Genomic DNA, 19,418 nt, shown 5'->3' on the forward strand with positions numbered 1-19,418 from the left:
GTTCACAATTTACTTCAGTAAAAGCGGGAAAAAATGACCTACGGGCCCTTGACCTTCCCCAATATCCAAAGCATATTTGAGAGCAGTAGTCACATAATCCTTAGCCAATGTGACCGCTGTAAATAAATCTTTACCTAATGCTAAATTAGCCGCGATCGCAGCGCTCAAAGTACAACCAGTCCCGTGAGTATTGGGAGTATCAACATTTTCAGTCTTCAACACATCCAACCGCGTACCGTCAAACCAAACATCAACTCCGCGCAAATCCCCCTTCATCCCGCCGCCCTTCACCAAAACCGCTTTTGCGCCCGATCGATAAATCTGCTGCGCCGCCGATCGCATATCATCCACAGAATTAATCTCCAAACCGCTCAAAATCTGAGCCTCAAAGCGATTCGGAGTCACGACAGCAGCCATTGGAATCAAAACATCCTGCAAAAATGCGATCGCCCCGTCATCAATCAATCGATCGCCCGATCGTGACACCATCACCGGATCGACAACCAAATTCCCTATTCCCAAAGCCTCCACCTGTGAAGCCACCGCCGCCATAATTTCCCGATTCAGCAGCATCCCAGTCTTAACCGCATCCACCCCAATATCCCCAACTACCGCCTCAATTTGAGCCGCCACAGCCTCCGCAGACAAAGCATCAACTCGCGTCACCCCCAAAGTATTTTGAGCCGTCACACAAGTCAAAGCACTCGTACCGTGCACGCAGTGAAACGCAAAAGTCCGCAAATCCGCCTGAATCCCAGCCCCACCGCCACTATCGGAACCAGCCACAGTCAAAGCCACAGGAATCTTCGATTTAATCATCTTTTTCAACCGCAGATAAACGCAAACAAACGCAGATAAATCCCATCATATCCGCGTTCATCAGCGCTCATCCGCCCTCATCTGCGGTTAAAATGTCCCCACAAAATTAGCTATGATTAAAACAAATGTAAAGAATTATTGCAAACAACTGTGAAAATCACCCGAATCGACCTCAACTCTTGGATCTTCCACATCGCAGGCCAAACCATCCTCGTCGATCCCTGGCTGGTCGATCCCCTGGTATTTTACGGTCAACCCTGGCTGTTCACCGCCTACCACAACACCCCCGTCGCCTTTACTCCCAGTACCTTACCGCCGATCGACCTCATCCTGATTTCCCAAGGATTAGACGACCACTGTCACAGACCCACACTCGAACAGCTCGATCGCACAATTCCCGCGATCGCCTCACCCACCGCCGCCAAAGTCCTCAGCAGTTTAGGCTACACCAATATCACATCTTTAGCAAATTGGCAAGAATTTAATTATCAAGAAAAGTTACAAATTACTGCCGTACCCGGAGCCGAAATCGGGCCGGGACAAGAAGAAAACGGCTATTTGCTCAAAGATTTAAGCAGTGGCGAGACACTTTATTACGAACCGCACCTGCCACCATTAGAAAAAGTCAAACAGAAAATAGACACAGTAGACGTAGCCATCGCCCCAGTCATCGGTCAAATCTTCCCCTTCCTCGGACAAGTCATCATCGGCCCTGCGGAAGCCCTGAAGCTTGCCCAAACACTCAAACCTCGGTTTTTCCTGCCTACAGCGGCGGGAGACATCCGAGCCACAGGCATTTTACCAAAGTTAGTGCGATCGGTCGGCAGCATCCCCGAATTTCGCGATTTGCTAGCAAAATCGGGACTCTCCACCCAACTCCTCGAACCCGAACCAGGCCAAACCCTAGAAATTTGAGATTTGAGATTTGAGATTTGAGATTTAATCCGCCATCCAAAATCCCAAATCCAAATTTATCTAGGCGGGCGACGGTTACGCAAAAACTCAGGAATATCCAATCCCAAATCCTGGGGCGGTTTCGCTTTCGGATCGGGCGTCTGTTGAGCAGGAGTCACCGGCACAGTTGCAGCCCGCCAAGGAGCATTAACATTTTGCGTCCGCCCCGGAGTCGGAGGCGGGGAAACTTCCCCCGAAAAACCAGTAGCGATCACAGTAATCTTAATTTCGCCCTGAAGCCGCTCGTCAATCACCGCTCCAAAAATAATATTGGCATTCGGATCGACAACCTCGTAAATCGTCTCAGCCGCCGCATTCACCTCGTGCAGCGTCATGTCAGTACCGCCAGTGATGTTAAACACCACACCTCTAGCGCCCTCAATAGACGAAGCTTCCAGCAGAGGCGAAGAAATAGCCTGCATCGCAGCCTCCCTAGCCCGCGACTTGCCAGAACCCACGCCGATGCCCATCAAAGCCGAGCCCGCATCAGCCATTACTGCCCGCACGTCAGCAAAGTCAACATTCACCAAACCGGGAATAGTAATAATGTCAGAAATACCCTGAACCCCTTGGCGCAGGATATCGTCAGCAACTCGAAAAGCCTCTTGTACCGGCATTTGTTCCGAAATCACAGACAGCAGCTTGTCGTTAGGAATTACGATCAGCGTATCCACCCGGGTTTGCAAAGCGGCAATCCCTTCTTCAGCTTGGCTGGTGCGCCGCCGTCCCTCAAACGTAAAAGGCCGCGTCACTATGCCCACAGTCAAGGCGCCCATTTCCTTAGCCACCTCAGCCACGATCGGAGCCGCGCCTGTACCCGTACCGCCGCCCATGCCGGCTGTGATAAACACCAAATCCGCATGATTCAAAGCATTAGCAACCTCGTCGCGAGATTCCTCCGCAGCCTTTTGACCGATCGCCGGATTGCCCCCTGCCCCCAAACCGCGCGTCAACTTCTGTCCGACTTGCAAGCGTTTCGGAGCATTTGAGAGAACCAGAGCTTGGGAATCTGTATTCACGCACCAAAACTCGACACCAGAAACCTCGCTGGCAATCATCCGGTTAACGGCGTTGCCCCCACCGCCGCCGACGCCAATTACTTTGATTTTGGCAGCACTGCTGGGCATTATGTCTTTGGGATTGACCATAGGATCGATATCAATACTATCTACATTTACATAACCAGACTTGCGTCTAAAGGGATTGGCGGAATCTGCAGCCACCGGAAAATTTTTTACTTCTTCCGAAGGGGGACTGTCTTGGTCAGACCCCTGTCTATTATTAAGCTTCATTAGAGTCGGGGATAGTAGATTACAGCTTTTTAACTAAACGCCAATTCACAATCAACTATAGGCTAAGTTGCGCGAAAAACTAACACTGGTCGATGCTTAATGTTAGCAATCTCGGATTTGGCCGACCTCGCTAGCCCAGACCTCGCTTGACGCCATCCAGGTACTTGACCGGATTAAGGCAGTTGTAAGCAAGGCAGAAGGAAAAAAAATGGATACTAGCCTCAGAGGCATCGGGATGGAAAGAAAAATCTGATTTTTTTTCCCGACTCGATATCAAAAAACAGTCCTTATTTCCAGTGCTGCGTATTGATCCTGATGGCTAAAAATTCTGCCGTCCGATCGATACCTTCTACCTTTTGTTGACAGAGGATCAATTTCGGGCGCGAGTGGGTGCCGGAGTTGAACTCTCCAAACTGCCGGGTAGTTCTGGCAAATGGACGATCGGCGAAGCAGGATTTTTCAAGTCAATGTAGGCTATTTTGCTTGAATCTAGCTGTTTTGGCAATTGTCGCATTCGGTCTAAAACCTTAAGTTGCTCCGCAGTCTTGGAACTGTACGGCCCTAAGTGTACGGTACCGATCTCTGTTTTCAAGATCAAGTTGTTCGGGTTTTGCCAATTAATCTCAAACACTTTCACCGTCAAGCCGCTGAGTCCTTGGTAAAACTTCGGCCAAGAGGCGCGATATTGTTCCAAAGGCCCGATGACTTTTAAAGTGGGCAAAGAACGCTGAGGCGGAGGTCCCGGAATGCTGCCGGGCCCGATCGAACTATTCTGCGATCGTACAGCAGTATAACTATCCGACGGCATCCAACCTCCGCGAGCGTCCAGCCACCCCACTTTTTCCTTCTCACTGTTCGATCTCAACACCGCCGTCGGCTGCGCCACGGCCACCGGCAGGCGTTCTGCCACTTCTATAGTCAAACTCGGCGGAAACAAGTTACGAGTCACCTTCGCTTTGGCGATGGGCCCCGTTGACTCCAGCTTTTCGGCCAGGGCCTGCGGTTGAATCCCCCACAGCGACTGCGGGTAAGACAGCGGCACCAAAGACCGCACCGCCTTATCCGACAGCCACTGATTGCCCTCCACCTTCACTTGTTCCGATCGGGCAATCAACCAAGCCGGCTGAGCAATCCACCACAGCAAACCTCCAGCGATTGCGCTCGCTGCTAGCATTTGCCACACAACAGCCGCCAATCGAGCGCGCCTCTGCTGCCGCAACTTTTGGCGCCTGCGCCCTAACTCTGTTTGAGAAACCGCTCCAAAACTAGCCATCTACGTCTTGACAATATAGGAATTAAGGATTAGCACAAATTCAAAACTGTTTAATCTCTCTCTCTTGAACCCTGTTTTCCCCTACCATTTAACCAGATCCCCGCAAATTTACCCATACTCCTGCTGATATCAGTAATATCACTGATCCCGCTAAGTAATAAAAAATTATTAATTAAAAATTCCCAATTCAAGCGCCGGGAAAACCCCTTGCCAGATCAAGGTTCTTTGGGTATTTAGGGCATTACCCCACAGGGCAAAAGGTTACAAATCAAACTAAACTCAACTAAAGAAAGTTTAGACTTTCGATTAACTTTTTTAACTTTTATTCGGCTTCCATTGTGATCGCACTCGAATTAGACAGATTCTATAAAGCCTGCAACCCCAGCAAGACCCTTGTTGCGGGAGACCCAGGGGATTATCAATACTACATTGATTTTGGTTCCGTGCGTGGCGGCAAAATCATTGAATCTTTACAGCGAACCATTACCCGCATCTCCCCCAACGAGCCAACCTGTCAGCTATTTACAGGACATATCGGCTGTGGCAAATCTACGGAATTGTTTCGGCTGAAAGCTGAGCTAGAGCAAGAGGGTTTTTGCGTAGTCTACTTCGAGTCTTCCCAAGACTTAGACATGGGTGATGTAGATATCAGCGATATTTTGCTGAGCATTGCGCGCCAAGTCAGCGAAACTATGGAATCGGCTAAAATCAAACTCAGACCGAGCTATTTTACAAATCTGTTTGCAGAAGTGGCAGAATTTTTGCAGACTCCCATAGATTTGTCAGCGGAAGCCGAGTTATCTGTAGGCATTGCTAGAGTTACTGCTAAAACTAAAGACTCTCCCAAACTGCGATCGCAACTCAGGCAATATCTCGAACCCCGCACCAACAGCATTTTGCAGTCGATCAACGAAGAACTCCTCAACAAAGCTAACGCCGAACTCAAGCAGCAAGGCAAAAAAGGGCTCGCAGTCATCGTTGACAACCTCGATCGCCTCGACGCCTCCCTCAAACCCAGCGGACGCACCCAGCCAGAATACCTGTTTTTAGACCGTGGCGAACAGTTGAAAAAACTTAATTGCCATGTTGTCTACACGATTCCCCTGACTTTGATTTTTTCCAACGACTTCGGCCGCCTTGCCAGTCGATTTGGAGTCAAGCCCAAGGTGATGCCGATGGTACCAGTGCAAGTGCGATCGGGCGAAGACCACCTCGAAGGAATGGCACTGCTGCGGCAGTTAGTATTAGCTAGAGCTTTCCCGAAAGTTGCTCCCGATCAACGCATTGATTTGATTTCCCAGGTGTTTGACTCTCCCGAAACTTTAGATCGGCTTTGCCGGATTAGTGGCGGTCACGTTCGCAATCTACTGATGCTTTTGTATAGCTGTTTGCAGCACGAAGACCCTCCCTTCTCTCGCGAATGCCTCGAAAGCGTCATTCAAGAATATCGCGATGACCTTTTGGGAGCCATCAATGACCTGGAATGGGAATTGCTGTTTCAAGTCGTCAAGCGACAAAGTGTAACCGGCGAAGAAGAGTCTCAAATCTTGTTGCGAAGTATGTTTGTCTTTGAATACCGCGATCAAGAAGGTCGTTGGTTTGGGATTAATCCAGCCCTAGCAGAAACCAGAAAATATAAGGAGTGGCTGCAGCGCACTGAAGCAAAATAGTTGGGGTTTTTGAGATAGCTTCGTGACTCTAAGAACCCTTAACCACCAGGGAATTAGAAAGTATTTAACTGAAAATTCATCGCTCACAACGCCGAAATCTTACAATTTAATAAAGAAATCAGTCAGCGGTTTTTGCCACTGGCTGATTTCTGTTGAATGCTGGCTATAGGCGGTGAATGTTATTGTCGTATACAACTTTGCCGCCACTAAGGACTTTCCCCACTCTCAACTCTCATATCTGCAATGTCATACCCCCTATTTCTGTTTTTACCTGTTGCTCTTAATTTCATATCATCCCATCCCGGACGACATTTTTTTTGCGGTTGTGTTAAATGCCTGCTACAGATATATCGGAGTTGTTTACTAATAGCTAGCCGGCGGTATGATCGTGAACTTAGCAGTTGGCTATTTATGATCTGTAGTTTTTTATGTATAGCTGAATAAAAACATCTAAGATAACCTTAATTTTTTATTGGGAAGTCTAGCATTCTCTGAGATTGAGAGGTATGATATCTTTACATTGGATCTAATAACTATGTAAGTATTGATAGAACAAGTAGGAGAAACTACGTATTTATACAGAGATAAAGCGTCAGACAGAGACGGCGCTGTCTAAGTAGATACGCTTTCAGTCACGATTGGCGAGCGTTAGGTAATTGATTAATGCAAAAGAGGTGCACGCATGACCGATCTAATTAAGGTACAAGAAACTGCCAACTACAACGAGCGATCGCTCAAAACTCTGGTCAGGTCAATCACAATGTCTCAACACCAATTCTCGCTAATTTTGGTGCGCTGCAACTACGAGCAGTTGCGCCAGCAAATAGCGCAGCGGCTGCGAGAAGTGTCCCCAGTTCCAATTCAAGATCTCGTCCTGCCAGCTTCAGTCAAAACCCTTTACACTACTCTGCAGGCAAGCACTTTCCAAGAGGGGAACTCGCCGGTGGTTTCTGCCTCGGCTTTGATGGTATTTGGTTTAGAAACAGTAGTAGCGATCGACGAACTGATGGCTTCTACCAATCAAGTGCGAGACGAATTTCGCAAAAATTTTTCCTGCCCAGTGATTTTGTGGGTAACAGATGACATCGTGACCAAAATGATTCGTCTGGCCCCGGATTTCAAAAGTTGGGCCGCCGCCACAATTAAATTTGAAATGGGCGTTGACGAATTAATTAATTTTCTCGCTAGGCGGGCCGATACTATATTTAAAATAGGCGAACTCAATCAAGAACTCGCCAGTAGCAACGTCAGCACCATCGCTAATTGTGAGACCTGCGAAACCCCGTCCGAAAAAAGCGACCTCGATCGCGAAATCAGCCCTGGAGAACGCTTTCTAACTTTTAACTCACGGCCACAAAACCGACGACAATCAGATGTCCACTCGTATTCGCCATTGAGTCCGGGCAATACCTTCGATTTGGCGATCGGCTCTTTGCCACGCCGAGAACTAGAATTAGCTTTAAGAGATTTACAAAATCGCGGTGAAGAATTAGAACCCGCCCTCAAAGCCAGCCTGCAATTCGTTCTCGGTCGAGATTACTATGTCAGCGACCAAACCGAAACTGCCTTAATTCACTACCAAGAAAGTTTAGTATTTTGGCAGCAGAAAACGGGCAACTGGGAACTAGCAAACTTGGAACATTCCGAAAACCCAGAAACCTTCTCCTCCTTGTCGAATCCTGTCCCCAAAATTTTATTTTTAGAGAGAGAAGGCATAGTGCTGTTTCACATAGCCCTGTGTCACCGCTTACAAGCAGCCAGAAACCCGGTAGCCAACCGCCAGCACTGGGAACAAGCGTGGATTAGCCTGGAAAAATCTAGAAACGCTTTCTCCCTTGCCTCACGCCCGGAATTGGTAGCTGAGGTGACAGCACACCTCGGAGAAGTGCTGCAGCGCCTGAAAGCTTGGGGAGAGTTGCAAGCATTAGCGGAAAATTCTTTGCAGTTGCACTTCACTTACGGTACCCCCAGCCAACTAGCTCAAGATTACGGCTTTTTGGCTGAAGTTGCCCTGCAAGAGTCGAGGTGGAGTCAAGCCCGCCAGCTAGCCGAGTTGGCTTTGGCGATTTTGGATCAAACGCCTAATGATTTGAGATTGCTGATTGAAGATTTGAGATTGGGGTTTGAGGGAAATTATCCAGAAATTGTGGGCTCTAACGAGTTAAGTAACGAACCCAAATCTAAAATCCAACATCCCAAATCCGACAGGAGTTCGTATCTTTTACTTTTAGCCCGAAGTTTGCGGCAGTTAGGCCAGTGGGAAGCGGCGGTTCATTCTTTGGAGTTGGCTCAATCTCAAAGCGAGCCGAAGTACGACCCCCGACTTTACATCGATATTTTGACGGAATTGCAAGCCGTTTATTTCGAGCAGGGAGAGTATCTTAAAGCATTTCGGATTAAAAAAACCCAGCGTTCGATCGAATATCAATACGGATTTAGAGCTTTTATCGGAGCCAGCCAATTGCAGCAGCAGCGCCAAGCCGTCAATCCTTCAGGCCCCTCAGCTCAAAACCAAGCTGCCATCGCAGCGTCCATGACAGCTTACTCGCGCCAAACAGATATCAATAGCTTGCTAGAAAGAATTAGCAGGGACGACCATAAATTAACTATTATTCACGGGCCCAGCGGAGTCGGGAAAAGCTCTCTAGTCAATGCAGGCTTAGTACCAGCTTTGAAAAATATTACTCCGGGTGCGCGGGATACATTGCCCGTAGTAGTCAAAGTTTACACCGATTGGCTGGTGGAGTTAGAAAATGCTTTGAACGGCGCACTGTACGACAAACAAGCCGAAGAGGAAAGTAAATTAATCTCGAAAGGACTACAGGAAATCAACAAAAGAAGTTGCTCGGTTATTCCTGCTCGCAGCTCGGAAGTTTCTTCTTTTATTATAGAGCAGTTGCGCGACAATGCCACAAATAATTTGTTGACTGTGCTGATTTTCGATCAATTTGAAGAGTTTTTCTTTGTTTCGACTTCAGTGGCCCAAAGACAACTTTTTTATAATTTTTTGCGTTTGTTTTTGAACTTGCCTTATGTCAAAATAATTCTGTGCTTGCGCGAAGATTATTTGCACTACTTACTAGATTGCGATCGCTTCCCAAATCTTGACGCTATTAACAATAATATTCTCGACAAAAGCATCCGCTACCAACTGCGGAGTTTTTCTATTAAAGACGCGCGGGCTGTCATCGGACACTTAACAGAACGGGCGGAATTTTATTTAGAGCCGGCACTGATTGATGCCTTCGTAGAAGATTTAGCAGACGAACTGCAAGAAGTGCGACCAATCGAATTGCAGGTAGTAGGAGCGCAACTGCAAGAAGAAGGCATTACCAGTCTAGCACAATATCAGCAATTGGGGGACAATCCCAAAGCGGAATTAGTGAAACGATCGCTCGAAAGAGTCATCTCTGACTGTGGACCCGTTAACGAAGACGCAGCTTGGAAAATCTTGTTTTCCCTGACAGATGAAAGAGGCGTTCGCCTGATAAAAACCAAACACGAACTCTCGTTAGTTACAGGTCAGCAGCCAGCCGATGCCCGCGAAACCGAATTATCGGCGATCGGCAGAAACAGAATTTCCCTACAGCGACAGTTCGCTGCATACCCTGAAAGCCGACCCAATAAAACCGACAACCTCGACTTAATTTTAGACATTTTAGTTGGTCACGGTTTGCTATTTCTGCTACGGGAAGCGCCCGAAGACCGCTATCAATTGGTACACGACTATTTAGTGCGACCGATCCGTCAAAGATTCGGCTTAGAAGCCAGACTGCACAAAGCAGAAGCAGACAAAAAAATGAGTCAAGCACAGCTCTACCGAGCCAATACTTTTCTCAAACAACTGCTGGGAGTAGCAGTGATCGGCGTCATGCTGCTCACCAGTTCCACCATCGCCGCCGTAAATTTTTGGTGGCGGGCTGTGGGTCAAAAACAGCTAGCTGTCGCTCAAACTCAGCGAGCCGAAATCAGTACCCTGACAGCAGCTTCTGAAGCACTTTATTTCTCAAACAACAAATTTGACGCCATGATGGAAAGTTTGAGAGCTGGCAAAAAGTGGAAACAGATCGAACACTCCCAACAAATGTCTACTCTCAAAGACACCGAAATTCTGATTTCTGCCGCCCTGCAGCAGGCAGTTTATGGAGTTAAAGAACGCAACCGCTTGGAAGGACACGGCGATGTAGTTTGGGGTCTTAGCTTCAGTCCAGACGGCGAAACAATAGCTTCTTCCAGTGTAGATAAAACAGTCAAACTTTGGCGGCGCGACGGCAGTTTGCAGGCAACTTTCAAAGGCCACACTAACAGTGTCTCCTGTGTGGCGTTCAGTCCCGACAACAAAACCATAGCCTCGGCAAGTTTAGATAAAACTGTCAAAATTTGGCAAAATGACGGCAGTTTGCTGGCAACTTTCAAAGGGCATACTAATAGCGTTACCAGCGTTGCTTTTAGCTCGGACGGTCAAACGATCGCCAGTGGCTCTACAGACAAAACTATCAAACTTTGGAAAACCGATGGCACGCTGCTGCGAACGATCGAACAATTTGCTCCCGTAAATTGGCTAAGCTTCAGCCGCGACGGCAAAATAATCGCTGTGGCGAGCGATGACGGTACTGTGAAACTGTGGAGTTCTGACGGCCGGTTAATCGCTAATTTATGGCACAGCGAAAACAGACAACCCTCGAAAATTTACACCGTCAGTTTCTCCCCCGATGGTGAAACGATCGCCAGTGCGGGTGAAGATAAAACTGTGAAAATCTGGAGCATCGCTGCACTCAAACACCCACCAACAGAAAATTCAACACCAGCTAAAAAAGGTGAACTGCTAACAACTTTGCGGGGACACAGCAAGTGGGTATTTGGTGTCAGTTTCTCCCCCGACGGTCAAACACTTGCTTCTGGAAGTGCAGACGGGACTGTCAAACTCTGGAGTCTTGCTGGTGTTGGCGACAAACGCCCAACCGATGCTAGCAACATTAAACCAGAGAGTCGCTTACTGAGAACTTTTGAGGGACACGCCGATCGAGTTACTCAGGTGAGTTTTAGCCCCGAAGGCAAAACCTTGGCTTCGGCAAGTTTTGACAAAACTATCAGGCTGTGGCGACTTGATGACGTGCCGCTCAAAACCCTCGACGGACACCAAAACCGGGTGCAAGGCGTTACTTTTAGCCCCGACGGCCAAAGGCTGGCTTCTGCTTCTACGGACAAAACTATCAAACTCTGGAGTCGCACGGGAGTTTTGCTAGAAACCTTGGAAGGACACACTCAGAGAGTCGCCAGCGTCAGTTTCAGCCCCGACGGCCAGCTACTTGCTTCTGGGAGTTACGACAAAACGGTGAAAGTCTGGAGTTTGACAGAAGATGGCATGAATAATATTCTGCCTTGTCCTTCGGCTCCGCTATTTCCGTGTTCGCCTTCTGTGCTGTTCACTCTCGACGCCCACGCCGATAGCGTGATGAGCGTGAGTTTTAGCCCTAACAGCCAGATACTCGCTTCGGGGAGCAAGGATAAGACTGTGAAACTCTGGACTAGAAACGGCAGGCTGATTAAGACTTTGACGGGACACACAGGCTGGGTGACTGGGGTGACTTTCAGTCCCGACGGCTCGATGCTGGCTTCTGCCAGCGATGACGGTACTCTCAAACTCTGGAATCGGGATGGTCGTTTGCTGAGAACTTTTGAAGGAGCTCACAACAGTTTTGTGTTGGGGGTGGCTTTTAGCCCTGATGGCAAAATGCTGGCTTCGGCTGGTTACGACAATTCGGTGAAATTGTGGAAGGTGGACGGGACTTTGGTGGCGACGCTACTGAAGGGTTCTAGCGACAGCGTGACTAGCGTTGGTTTTAGCCCCGATGGTTTGTTGGTTGCTTCGGGCAGTTACGATCATAAGGTGAAGCTGTGGAGTCGCAGCGGGACTTTGCTGAAAACTTTGACGGGTCACAAGGATAGCGTGATGAGCGTGAGTTTTAGCCCGGATGGGAAGGTTCTGGCTTCTGCGGGCCGCGATAATCGGGTGATTTTGTGGAATTTGGATCTTGACGATTTGTTGGTGAGGGGCTGTGACTGGGTGGGAGATTATCTGAGAACTAATCCTAATGTAAGCGATCGCGATCGGCTTCTCTGTGAGGGGGTTGGGGCAAAACCAAATCGATTTTAGATTTTAAATTTTAGATTGGGGGATTCAGTGGATGTTCGATGTTACTCACCCCCTTGAGGATCTCGATCGCTAATTTCTCCCCCCTTCCCCCTCTCCCCCTCCCTGACAGATGTAGGTTTTTTGGTAAAAGCCTTATCCGATAAGAGTTTGAGATTTTAGCAAGGCAAAAGCCTAAAACCCTTGCACTGTCGCTTGTTTGCAGGGTTTCGCAAGGGAAAACCTACACCTGTCAGTCTCCCCCTCCCCCTTTCTCAAAAACTATTTTTTCCTTCCCCTTGCTCTCGGCTTCCTGTAAAGTAAATAATTGTAAAGAAAAATGAGTTTTCTCTTATCATTTGGTTAAGACCGCCAGCTAGCATTCACAATTAAGACCCGGATTATAAGTTCCTATGTCACAGCTTTTCCCGCGAAAATTTCTAGCATCTGTTGTCGCATTTTGTCTGGCTTTGTCCGTGTGGACGATCGCACCAGCAGCCCACGCTTTCAATAATCCCGATTTGTTGCCGTCAACTCAGACGCCGATCATTGACTTAGCTAAAGCCCTCACAGATATTGAAGAACAAAATTTGGCAAAAAATTTAAAGGCATTTGAAGCCGAAACCGGCTGGAAACTGCGAGTGCTGACTCAGTACGATCGCACGCCCGGTTTGGCTGTCAAAAGTTATTGGGGGCTAGATGACAAGAGTGTGTTGCTAGTTGCTGACCCCCGAGGGGGCAATTTGCTCAATTTTAATGTGGGCGACTCGCTGTATCCGCTGCTGCCGCGAACTTTTTGGGTGGAACTGCAAACCCGCTACGGTAATCAATTTTTTGTGCGGGACAATGGGGAAGATCGAGCAATTATTGAATCTTTGGAGTCTATAGAAGGCTGTTTGCGTCAGGGCGGATGCCGCGTGGTTCCCGGTTTGCCGAGGGAACAGTGGGTTCTGACGTTAATTACCTCGGTGGTTGGCGGCGTCATCTGCGGGTTTGCGGCTCAACCTCGGAAGCCGGGACAGGTGGTGGCTTGGCAGTGGGCGCTGATTTTTTCGCCGCTGTGGGGCATTCTGTTTTTCGCCTTCGGACTTGGGCCGGTGGTGACTCGGACTTCTGACTGGTTGCCTGTGGTTCGGAATGTGGCTGGTTTTGCGATCGGAGTTTTGGTGGCATTCCTGACTCCGGTGTTGGGCAAATCTTCTTCATCGTCGGAAACTTAGTTGTCAGTTGTCAGTTGGCAGTTGCCAGTCAACAGTTATCAGTCAACAGCCAACAGTCATCAGTCAACAGTCAACAGTCAACAGTCAACAGTCAACAGTCAACAGTCAACAAATGACTAAAAGCTGGTAAGCTGATACCTGACAACTCAGAGGCGACAGCTATCCAACAAATGGAATGGCACGTAAGCGATGCCCAGAGTCTGGGATTAATCGATAACGAAATTGGCGACCACGGTTTTTCAGCGGCGGAGTACGAAATAGTCCGCCGCGTGATTTATGCTACTGCTGATTTTGAGTACAAGTCTTTAATTAGTTTTTCCGATCAGGCTTTGCAGGCTGGGGCGGCGGCTTTGGCTGCTCGGACTACGATCGTGGTAGATGTGCCGATGGTGCAGGTGGGCATTACGCCTCTGATCCAAAGTACCTTTGCGAATCCGGTTTACTGTTCGATGGAGGCTTTGACACGCCCCCAAAAGGAAAGGACGCGGGCGGCTTGGGGGATTGAAACTTTGGCAAGACGCTATCCTGAAGGGATTTTTGTGGTGGGCCAGGCTCAAACTGCTTTGTCGGCGATCGTGGATTTGATTGAATCGGAGGAAATTCGACCGGCTTTGGTGATTGGGACTCCTTCTGGGTTTGTGGGGGTTGACGTGGCTAAGTCGCGGCTGCACGATTCGATGATTCCTCACATTCGGATTGAGGGCCGCAAGGGTTCTGCGGTGGTGGCTGTGGCTATAGTTAACGGGCTGGTGGATTTGGCTTGGCAAGCTTATGGGCAAGAGGGAAACAGTTGATCGAGAAGTCAGCAGTCATTAGTCATTAGTTATTAGTCGTTCTGGATTATTTCGATCAGTCTTGCGGTTAATTAACCAACTTTCAAACGATCGTTGACTTTCACTGCTGCGTCGGCCGGCTAGCAAACCTTCAACTCCAATATGTTCGTCTAAATCAACCCATTCAATGGCATAACCATCTCCAAGTAGCTGCCAATTATGTCTTTCCTCCGGGGAACCGTGCAACAAACGGGGATACCAAGCTAAGGGAACACTCAAACTGCGACCATCAACTAAGTCCACAATTACTTTTTCATCTGTCACCGTGACTTTAATTACGAGGGGTTCTGTTTCATGTACCAAAGTAGTCATGCCAAGCCTGCAACAATATTTGTTCATATTCCTCTACAAGACGAGCAATCTGGTTTAATTCATGCTCTTTGAAGCCTAGATTTTTTTCTAGAGATACAGGATTCATCCAAAATTGGGTAAGTTGCCGATCGCGCTTAACATGAATGTGGGCGGGTTCGCCTCGATCGGAACTAAAAAAGATGAAACTGTAGGGGTTCACCTAAAAAACCGCAGGCATTAGCGGCTATCTTGTGAATTTTGTCAGAATTTTAACCTGCACTCGCTCTTAAATTTGTGGCTACTATCAATATTAATAATCAGCGGGCGATCGCCTTTTTACATCTCTGCTTTGATTAGTGCGATCGCGGTCTTTTTTCCTACCTTTTTTAATTTGCTGGCTCATCTCGACAAACAAATCTCTGCGTAAATAAGGATAGTCGCTCACCCACACGTCACGGCTGGGAATATAAATATCTGAAACTTTGGCAATTCTGCCTAAATCTTCTTGATTTGACATGATTAACATTAAAGCAGCTTGGCCGGGGACAATTCCTTGATGATCTTTCCGCAATGGAGCTCGAAGTGTAGTAGTAAATCCGGTTTTGTCGCCAACTTCTAAGTTGATTCGTGGTTCTAGGTTGTCAACTATTACGAGTTGTCCTTTTTGATTGACTGTTTCTTCTTGACTTGTGACTTCATCTGTAATATATATATCCAAAACTCGTCCTTGCCAAAAACCGCAGTATTGATATTTGCGGCATTCTGCATTCCGCAAACTCGCCCACAAAATCGGCCCCCACAGCCAGTACAAACCAGCTATCAATCCGGTGATTAAAACTAGCGGCCCGACATCGGAACCGACGAAGTTATAAACTACCAGGAGGAAAACTACGGTGACGGCAGAGATTAACATTCGCCTCAAAAAATCGGGCGGTTTTCCCCAGATATATTTGTATTGCGCTCCCGTGGCGACGGCGGGAATTAGTTCTTGAAAGGTTTCGCGGGTTAAGGGAATTAGCATAATTAGTCAGTTGGCAGTTGGCAGTTGGCGGTTGGCAGTTGGCAGTTGGCAGTTGGCAGTTGGCAGTAGTAACAAATTACCAATTACAAATTACCAATTACCAATTACCTACAAGATTTTTTCCAGACCGTAAACGAGCGATCGCAATTCAATGACTTTGCGTATAGACAGCAAGACTCCGGGCATATAACAAGCGCGATCGCTCGTATCGTGTCGTAAAGTATAAACTTGACCGGCGCCGCCAAAAATTACCTCTTGGTGGGCAATTAAACCGGGTAAACGGATGCTGTGAATGCGAATCCCTTCATCCGCCAGTGAACCTCGAGCTCCGGCTAATTTTTCGGTTTCCTCAACTTCTGGCGGATTGAAAGTTTTTCCCATCTCTGCTAACATTTGGGCAGTTTGAATTGCCGTACCGCTGGGAGCGTCGGCTTTTTGATTGTGGTGCAGCTCGATAATTTCTACGTGTTCAAAATACTGAGATGCCGTGACGGCGGCTTGTTGGAGCAAAACCATGCCGATCGAGAAATTGGGTATGATCAAACACCCTGTGCTCGCTTTATCAGCAAATTCAGCTAAGTTTTCAATTTGCTTGCTGCTCAATCCGGTAGTGCCGACTACGGGGCGAATCCCGTAAGCTATAGCCGATCGCACGTTTTCATACACTGACGAAGGGTGCGTAAAATCTACCATCACTCCTAACTGCTTTTCCTGAGCTGCTAATACCAGCATTCCTTGCAAGTCGTCAGTGATGGGAACTTCTAACGGGCCGCATCCGGCTACTTCGCCCGCATCGGCGTTGAGGCACGACGGAGAGCGGTCTACAGCCCCAAATAAGGTCATGTCACTAGCATGGGCGATCGCCTTAATTACTTCGCGGCCCATTTTGCCTGCAGCACCGTTAACAATCACCGGAATCGGAAGTTGATTCGCCATAATCTCAAAAATATCCTGAAAGTTCGATCGACTAAATTTTAACGCTTGTGGGAATTTGGGTAAACAAGGAATGAAACACAGGATTTGTCGGCCAATCTTCCAAAACCCGGTTCCGATTCGAGAAATACTTTGCCAAATCGAGTAATTAGCTTAAAGAAACTCGGTGGCGGCAGAAGTTCTGAAAAAATTACATTCAATCTCATATTAAGCTCAATTCTGTAAGAACAGACTGCAAAGCTAATTTGCACCGACATATTTTTTCTGTGACTGCCAAATTCTCTCGAAATCTTCGATATGTCATGTCTGTCGCAACTGGTCTCAACCTGAGTTCTCAAAACCGACGGGTTAGGATTTTGCCTGCAATGCTTGCGGGCGCGACTGTAACGCTGCTGAATATGGGAGTTCGGCAGTTGGGAGGCCTGCAAAGCCTGGAATTGGGGAGTTTTGACTCGTTAGTGCGCTTGCAGCCAGATTCGGGCCCCGATCCGCGACTGCTGGTAGTGGCAATTTCTGAGGCCGATATTCAAGCTTTGGGGAGATTTCCGATTTCCGACGGTGCGATCGCTCAAACCTTGGCAAAACTGCAAAAGTATCAGCCAAAAGTCATCGGTTTGGATTTGTACCGGGATTTGCCTCAACCGCCGGGACACGAAGAATTGCTGGCCGCACTGAAAGCACCGAATGTGGTGGCGATCTATAAATTGAGCGATTCAGAAAGTCAGGGAGTGCCTGCGCCTCCGGGGATACCGCCCGATCGGCTCGGTTTTAACGACTTCGTGCTCGATCCTGATGGCGTTGTACGCCGCAATTTGCTTTCAGTCTCGCAACCAGACAAAAAGATTGCTTTATCGTTTTCTGTGCAAGTGGCTTTGCTGTATCTCAAAGACAGAGTACAGCAGAAAAATAGCCCTGTTCATCCCCACCAAATCAATTGGGGAAAGGCAGAATTTGTGCCTTTAACTTCTAACAGCGGTGGCTATGCAAATCTCGATGCCAAAGGCTACCAAATTCTGCTCAAATACCGATCTGGTAAGGAGGTGGTGCGACAAGTCAGTATCAGGCAGGTATTGAAGGGAGAAATTGACCCAAGCTGGGTTAAGGACAAGATTGTGTTGATTGGGACGACTGCACCGAGTACCAGAGATTTGTTTTTGACGCCCTACAGCCCGGTTAAAAAGCAAAGTCCGAAAATGCCGGGGGTGTTGCTGCACGCGCAAATGCTCAGCCAAATATTGAGTGCGGTTTTGGATGGGCGATCGCTATTTTGGGTGTGGCCGGAATGGGCGGAAATTTTTTGGAACGGTGCTTGGGCGATGATTGGCGGGGTTTTGGCTTGGCGGATTCAGCATCCTGTGAGGGCGGGATTGGCTGGGGCTGCGGGATTGATGGGACTGTTGGGGATTAGTTTTGGGATTTTTACTGGGGGTGGGTGGGTGCCGCTGGTGTCGCCGACTTTGGGTTTGGTGGTGACTGGTGTGAGTGTCAGTGCTTACAGGAAGCTTTACGATGCTTTTCACGATTCTCTAACAGGTTTGCCCAACCGGGATTTGTTCGTGGATTGTCTGGGGCGGGCGATCGCCAATACTAGGGGCCGCCGCAGCTATCTGTTTGCGGTGCTGTTTCTGGATTTAGACAGGTTTAAGGTGATTAATGATTCTTTGGGTCATTTGGCGGGGGATGAACTGCTGATGGCGGTGGTGTTGCGGTTGAGGACAAGTATTGGTCGCGCCGATACTGTGGCGCGGGTGGGCGGTGATGATTTTGCGATTTTGGTGAGGAATGTTGATGTTGCTACTGCGGTGGATTTGGCCACTCGAATTCACCAAGCTTTAATTGTGCCTTTTGAGTTGAAGGGGCAGGAGGTGTTTTTGACGGCAAGCATCGGGATTGCCATCGGGGGCGAACCTGCTGCTACTGTCAGTGAACAGCCGGAACACTTGCTGCGGGACGCCCACACGGCGATGTACCGGGCGAAGGCTTTGGGAACGGGAAGGTATCAGGTGTTTAATGCTTCGATGCACGATTTGGCGGTGGAGAGGTTGCAATTGGAAACTGATTTGCGGATGGCCCTCAAGCGTCAGGAGTTTTTGCTGCATTACCAGCCGTTTGTATCTTTGGCAAGCGGGAAGATTATTGGGTTTGAGGCTTTGGTGCGTTGGCAGCACCCGCTGCGAGGTTTGATTTCGCCGATGAAGTTTATTCCGGTGGCTGAGGAAACGGGGGCAATTGTGCCACTGGGTGAGTGGGTGTTGGAGGAGGCTTGCCGGCAGTTGGAGCTTTGGGAGGGAATGTTTGGTTTCGATCGAGCTTTGATTATGAGTGTAAATTTGTCGGGAAAGCAGTTTGCCCAGCCAGATTTGGTCGATCGCATTCAGGTAATTTTGGAAACAACGGGTTTGAGTGCCGAGAGTTTGAAGTTGGAGATTACTGAGAGTGTGGTGATGGAGGATGTGGAGTCGGCGATCGCGGTTTTGAAGCAGATGAAAGCATTAAATGTCAAGTTGGGAATTGATGATTTTGGTACGGGTTATTCGTCGTTGAGTTATTTGAGTCGGTTTCCTACGGATACTTTGAAGGTTGATAAGTCGTTTGTGGGGCGGATGGAGCTCGAAAGCGAGGGGGAGAATGTGGCGATCGTGCGGACGATTGTAGCGCTGGCTCATGCTTTGGGTATGGATGTGATTGCTGAGGGTGTGGAGACGGCGGCACAATTAGCTAGGTTGAGGTCGATCGGCTGCGAATACGGTCAGGGTTATTTTTTTGCTAAGCCGTTACCGAGCGAGGCTGCGACTGCTTTGATGGCTTCCGATCCGCAGTGGTAGTTGTGGGTTATTAGTTATTAGTTATTGTACGTTAGAGCTAAAATTGAAAGTCGATCGGGTTCCCCAAGCGTATCTCTAATAGACCTCTTGCAAAAAAGATTTATGTTATAATTAGAGGTTTTAAATTTAATCCCCTAGAGCTAACTCATAATTG

The 19,418-nt window shown here is 48.3% G+C and carries 13 protein-coding genes; 6 read left to right on the top strand and 7 right to left on the bottom strand.

Going from position 1 to position 19,418, the window contains the following annotated elements:
• Positions 1–9 precede the first annotated feature (9 nt).
• On the bottom strand, positions 10–819 hold the full coding sequence (gene thiD, locus QUA07_RS20150) for a bifunctional hydroxymethylpyrimidine kinase/phosphomethylpyrimidine kinase (protein WP_333328370.1): 810 nt from the start codon (positions 817–819) through the stop codon (positions 10–12).
• A 150-nt stretch (positions 820–969) separates the two neighbouring features.
• Here thiD and QUA07_RS20155 point away from each other — a divergent pair, with 150 nt between their 5' ends.
• Positions 970–1,734 carry an MBL fold metallo-hydrolase gene (locus QUA07_RS20155; protein WP_333328374.1) on the top strand — a complete coding sequence of 255 codons (765 nt, stop codon included), beginning with the start codon at positions 970–972 and terminating at the stop codon, positions 1,732–1,734.
• A 56-nt stretch (positions 1,735–1,790) separates the two neighbouring features.
• Here QUA07_RS20155 and ftsZ read toward each other — a convergent pair whose 3' ends face one another.
• Positions 1,791–3,065 (bottom strand): cell division protein FtsZ, encoded by a 1,275-nt coding sequence (gene ftsZ, locus QUA07_RS20160; protein ID WP_333082420.1) that lies wholly within the window; start codon positions 3,063–3,065, stop codon positions 1,791–1,793.
• Positions 3,066–3,435: 370 nt separating this feature from the next.
• Entirely contained in the window at positions 3,436–4,338 is a 903-nt protein-coding gene (locus QUA07_RS20165; protein ID WP_333328376.1) for an FtsQ-type POTRA domain-containing protein, read from the bottom strand.
• Between the two features lie 338 nt (positions 4,339–4,676).
• On the opposite strand from QUA07_RS20165, the gene QUA07_RS20170 reads away from it, so the two are divergent.
• The 4 genes from QUA07_RS20170 to QUA07_RS20185 all read left to right on the top strand — a co-directional run bounded on the left by QUA07_RS20170 (position 4,677) and on the right by QUA07_RS20185 (position 14,155).
• On the top strand, positions 4,677–6,008 hold the full coding sequence (locus tag QUA07_RS20170; protein ID WP_333213125.1) for a P-loop NTPase fold protein: 1,332 nt from the start codon (positions 4,677–4,679) through the stop codon (positions 6,006–6,008).
• A gap of 682 nt (positions 6,009–6,690) precedes the next feature.
• The gene (locus QUA07_RS20175; RefSeq protein WP_333328379.1) at positions 6,691–12,165 is read left to right on the top strand and encodes a WD40 domain-containing protein; all 5,475 of its coding nucleotides are present in this window, start codon (positions 6,691–6,693) and stop codon (positions 12,163–12,165) included.
• A gap of 389 nt (positions 12,166–12,554) precedes the next feature.
• Positions 12,555–13,361 (top strand): TPM domain-containing protein, encoded by an 807-nt coding sequence (locus QUA07_RS20180; protein WP_333082425.1) that lies wholly within the window; start codon positions 12,555–12,557, stop codon positions 13,359–13,361.
• Between the two features lie 170 nt (positions 13,362–13,531).
• Entirely contained in the window at positions 13,532–14,155 is a 624-nt protein-coding gene (locus QUA07_RS20185) for a precorrin-8X methylmutase (RefSeq protein WP_015179019.1), read from the top strand.
• An 18-nt stretch (positions 14,156–14,173) separates the two neighbouring features.
• Here QUA07_RS20185 and QUA07_RS20190 read toward each other — a convergent pair whose 3' ends face one another.
• The 4 genes from QUA07_RS20190 to dapB all read right to left on the bottom strand — a co-directional run bounded on the left by QUA07_RS20190 (position 14,174) and on the right by dapB (position 16,442).
• Positions 14,174–14,506 carry a DUF2442 domain-containing protein gene (locus QUA07_RS20190; RefSeq protein WP_333328382.1) on the bottom strand — a complete coding sequence of 111 codons (333 nt, stop codon included), beginning with the start codon at positions 14,504–14,506 and terminating at the stop codon, positions 14,174–14,176.
• Positions 14,487–14,705, bottom strand: a complete 219-nt coding sequence (locus QUA07_RS20195) for a DUF4160 domain-containing protein (protein ID WP_333328385.1) — start codon at positions 14,703–14,705, stop codon at positions 14,487–14,489. The genes QUA07_RS20190 and QUA07_RS20195 overlap by 20 nt, the downstream gene beginning before the upstream one ends.
• Before the next feature lie 90 nt (positions 14,706–14,795).
• The gene (locus tag QUA07_RS20200; protein ID WP_242723651.1) at positions 14,796–15,506 is read right to left on the bottom strand and encodes a phosphate ABC transporter permease; all 711 of its coding nucleotides are present in this window, start codon (positions 15,504–15,506) and stop codon (positions 14,796–14,798) included.
• A 108-nt stretch (positions 15,507–15,614) separates the two neighbouring features.
• A complete protein-coding gene (gene dapB, locus QUA07_RS20205; RefSeq protein WP_333328387.1) occupies positions 15,615–16,442 on the bottom strand; it encodes a 4-hydroxy-tetrahydrodipicolinate reductase in 828 nt (275 codons plus the stop codon).
• Between the two features lie 299 nt (positions 16,443–16,741).
• Here dapB and QUA07_RS20210 point away from each other — a divergent pair, with 299 nt between their 5' ends.
• The gene (locus QUA07_RS20210) at positions 16,742–19,264 is read left to right on the top strand and encodes an EAL domain-containing protein (protein WP_333328390.1); all 2,523 of its coding nucleotides are present in this window, start codon (positions 16,742–16,744) and stop codon (positions 19,262–19,264) included.
• The last annotated feature ends 154 nt before the right edge of the window (positions 19,265–19,418 follow it).

Source organism: Microcoleus sp. T3_A4, from assembly GCF_036700465.1.
GTDB lineage: Bacteria > Cyanobacteriota > Cyanobacteriia > Cyanobacteriales > Microcoleaceae > Microcoleus.

Bases quoted from the DNA above. Each gene is read 5' to 3' on its own strand.
- QUA07_RS20185 (WP_015179019.1), top strand. From the start codon at position 13,532: ATGGAATGGCACGTAAGCGATGCCCAGAGTCTGGGATTAATCGATAAC.
- QUA07_RS20200 (WP_242723651.1), bottom strand. From the start codon at position 15,506: ATGCTAATTCCCTTAACCCGCGAAACCTTTCAAGAACTAATTCCCGCC.
- thiD (WP_333328370.1), bottom strand. From the start codon at position 819: ATGATTAAATCGAAGATTCCTGTGGCTTTGACTGTGGCTGGTTCCGAT.
- QUA07_RS20175 (WP_333328379.1), top strand. From the start codon at position 6,691: ATGACCGATCTAATTAAGGTACAAGAAACTGCCAACTACAACGAGCGA.
- QUA07_RS20190 (WP_333328382.1), bottom strand. From the start codon at position 14,506: ATGACTACTTTGGTACATGAAACAGAACCCCTCGTAATTAAAGTCACG.
- QUA07_RS20165 (WP_333328376.1), bottom strand. From the start codon at position 4,338: ATGGCTAGTTTTGGAGCGGTTTCTCAAACAGAGTTAGGGCGCAGGCGC.
- QUA07_RS20210 (WP_333328390.1), top strand. From the start codon at position 16,742: ATGTCTGTCGCAACTGGTCTCAACCTGAGTTCTCAAAACCGACGGGTT.
- dapB (WP_333328387.1), bottom strand. From the start codon at position 16,442: ATGGCGAATCAACTTCCGATTCCGGTGATTGTTAACGGTGCTGCAGGC.
- ftsZ (WP_333082420.1), bottom strand. From the start codon at position 3,065: ATGAAGCTTAATAATAGACAGGGGTCTGACCAAGACAGTCCCCCTTCG.
- QUA07_RS20180 (WP_333082425.1), top strand. From the start codon at position 12,555: ATGTCACAGCTTTTCCCGCGAAAATTTCTAGCATCTGTTGTCGCATTT.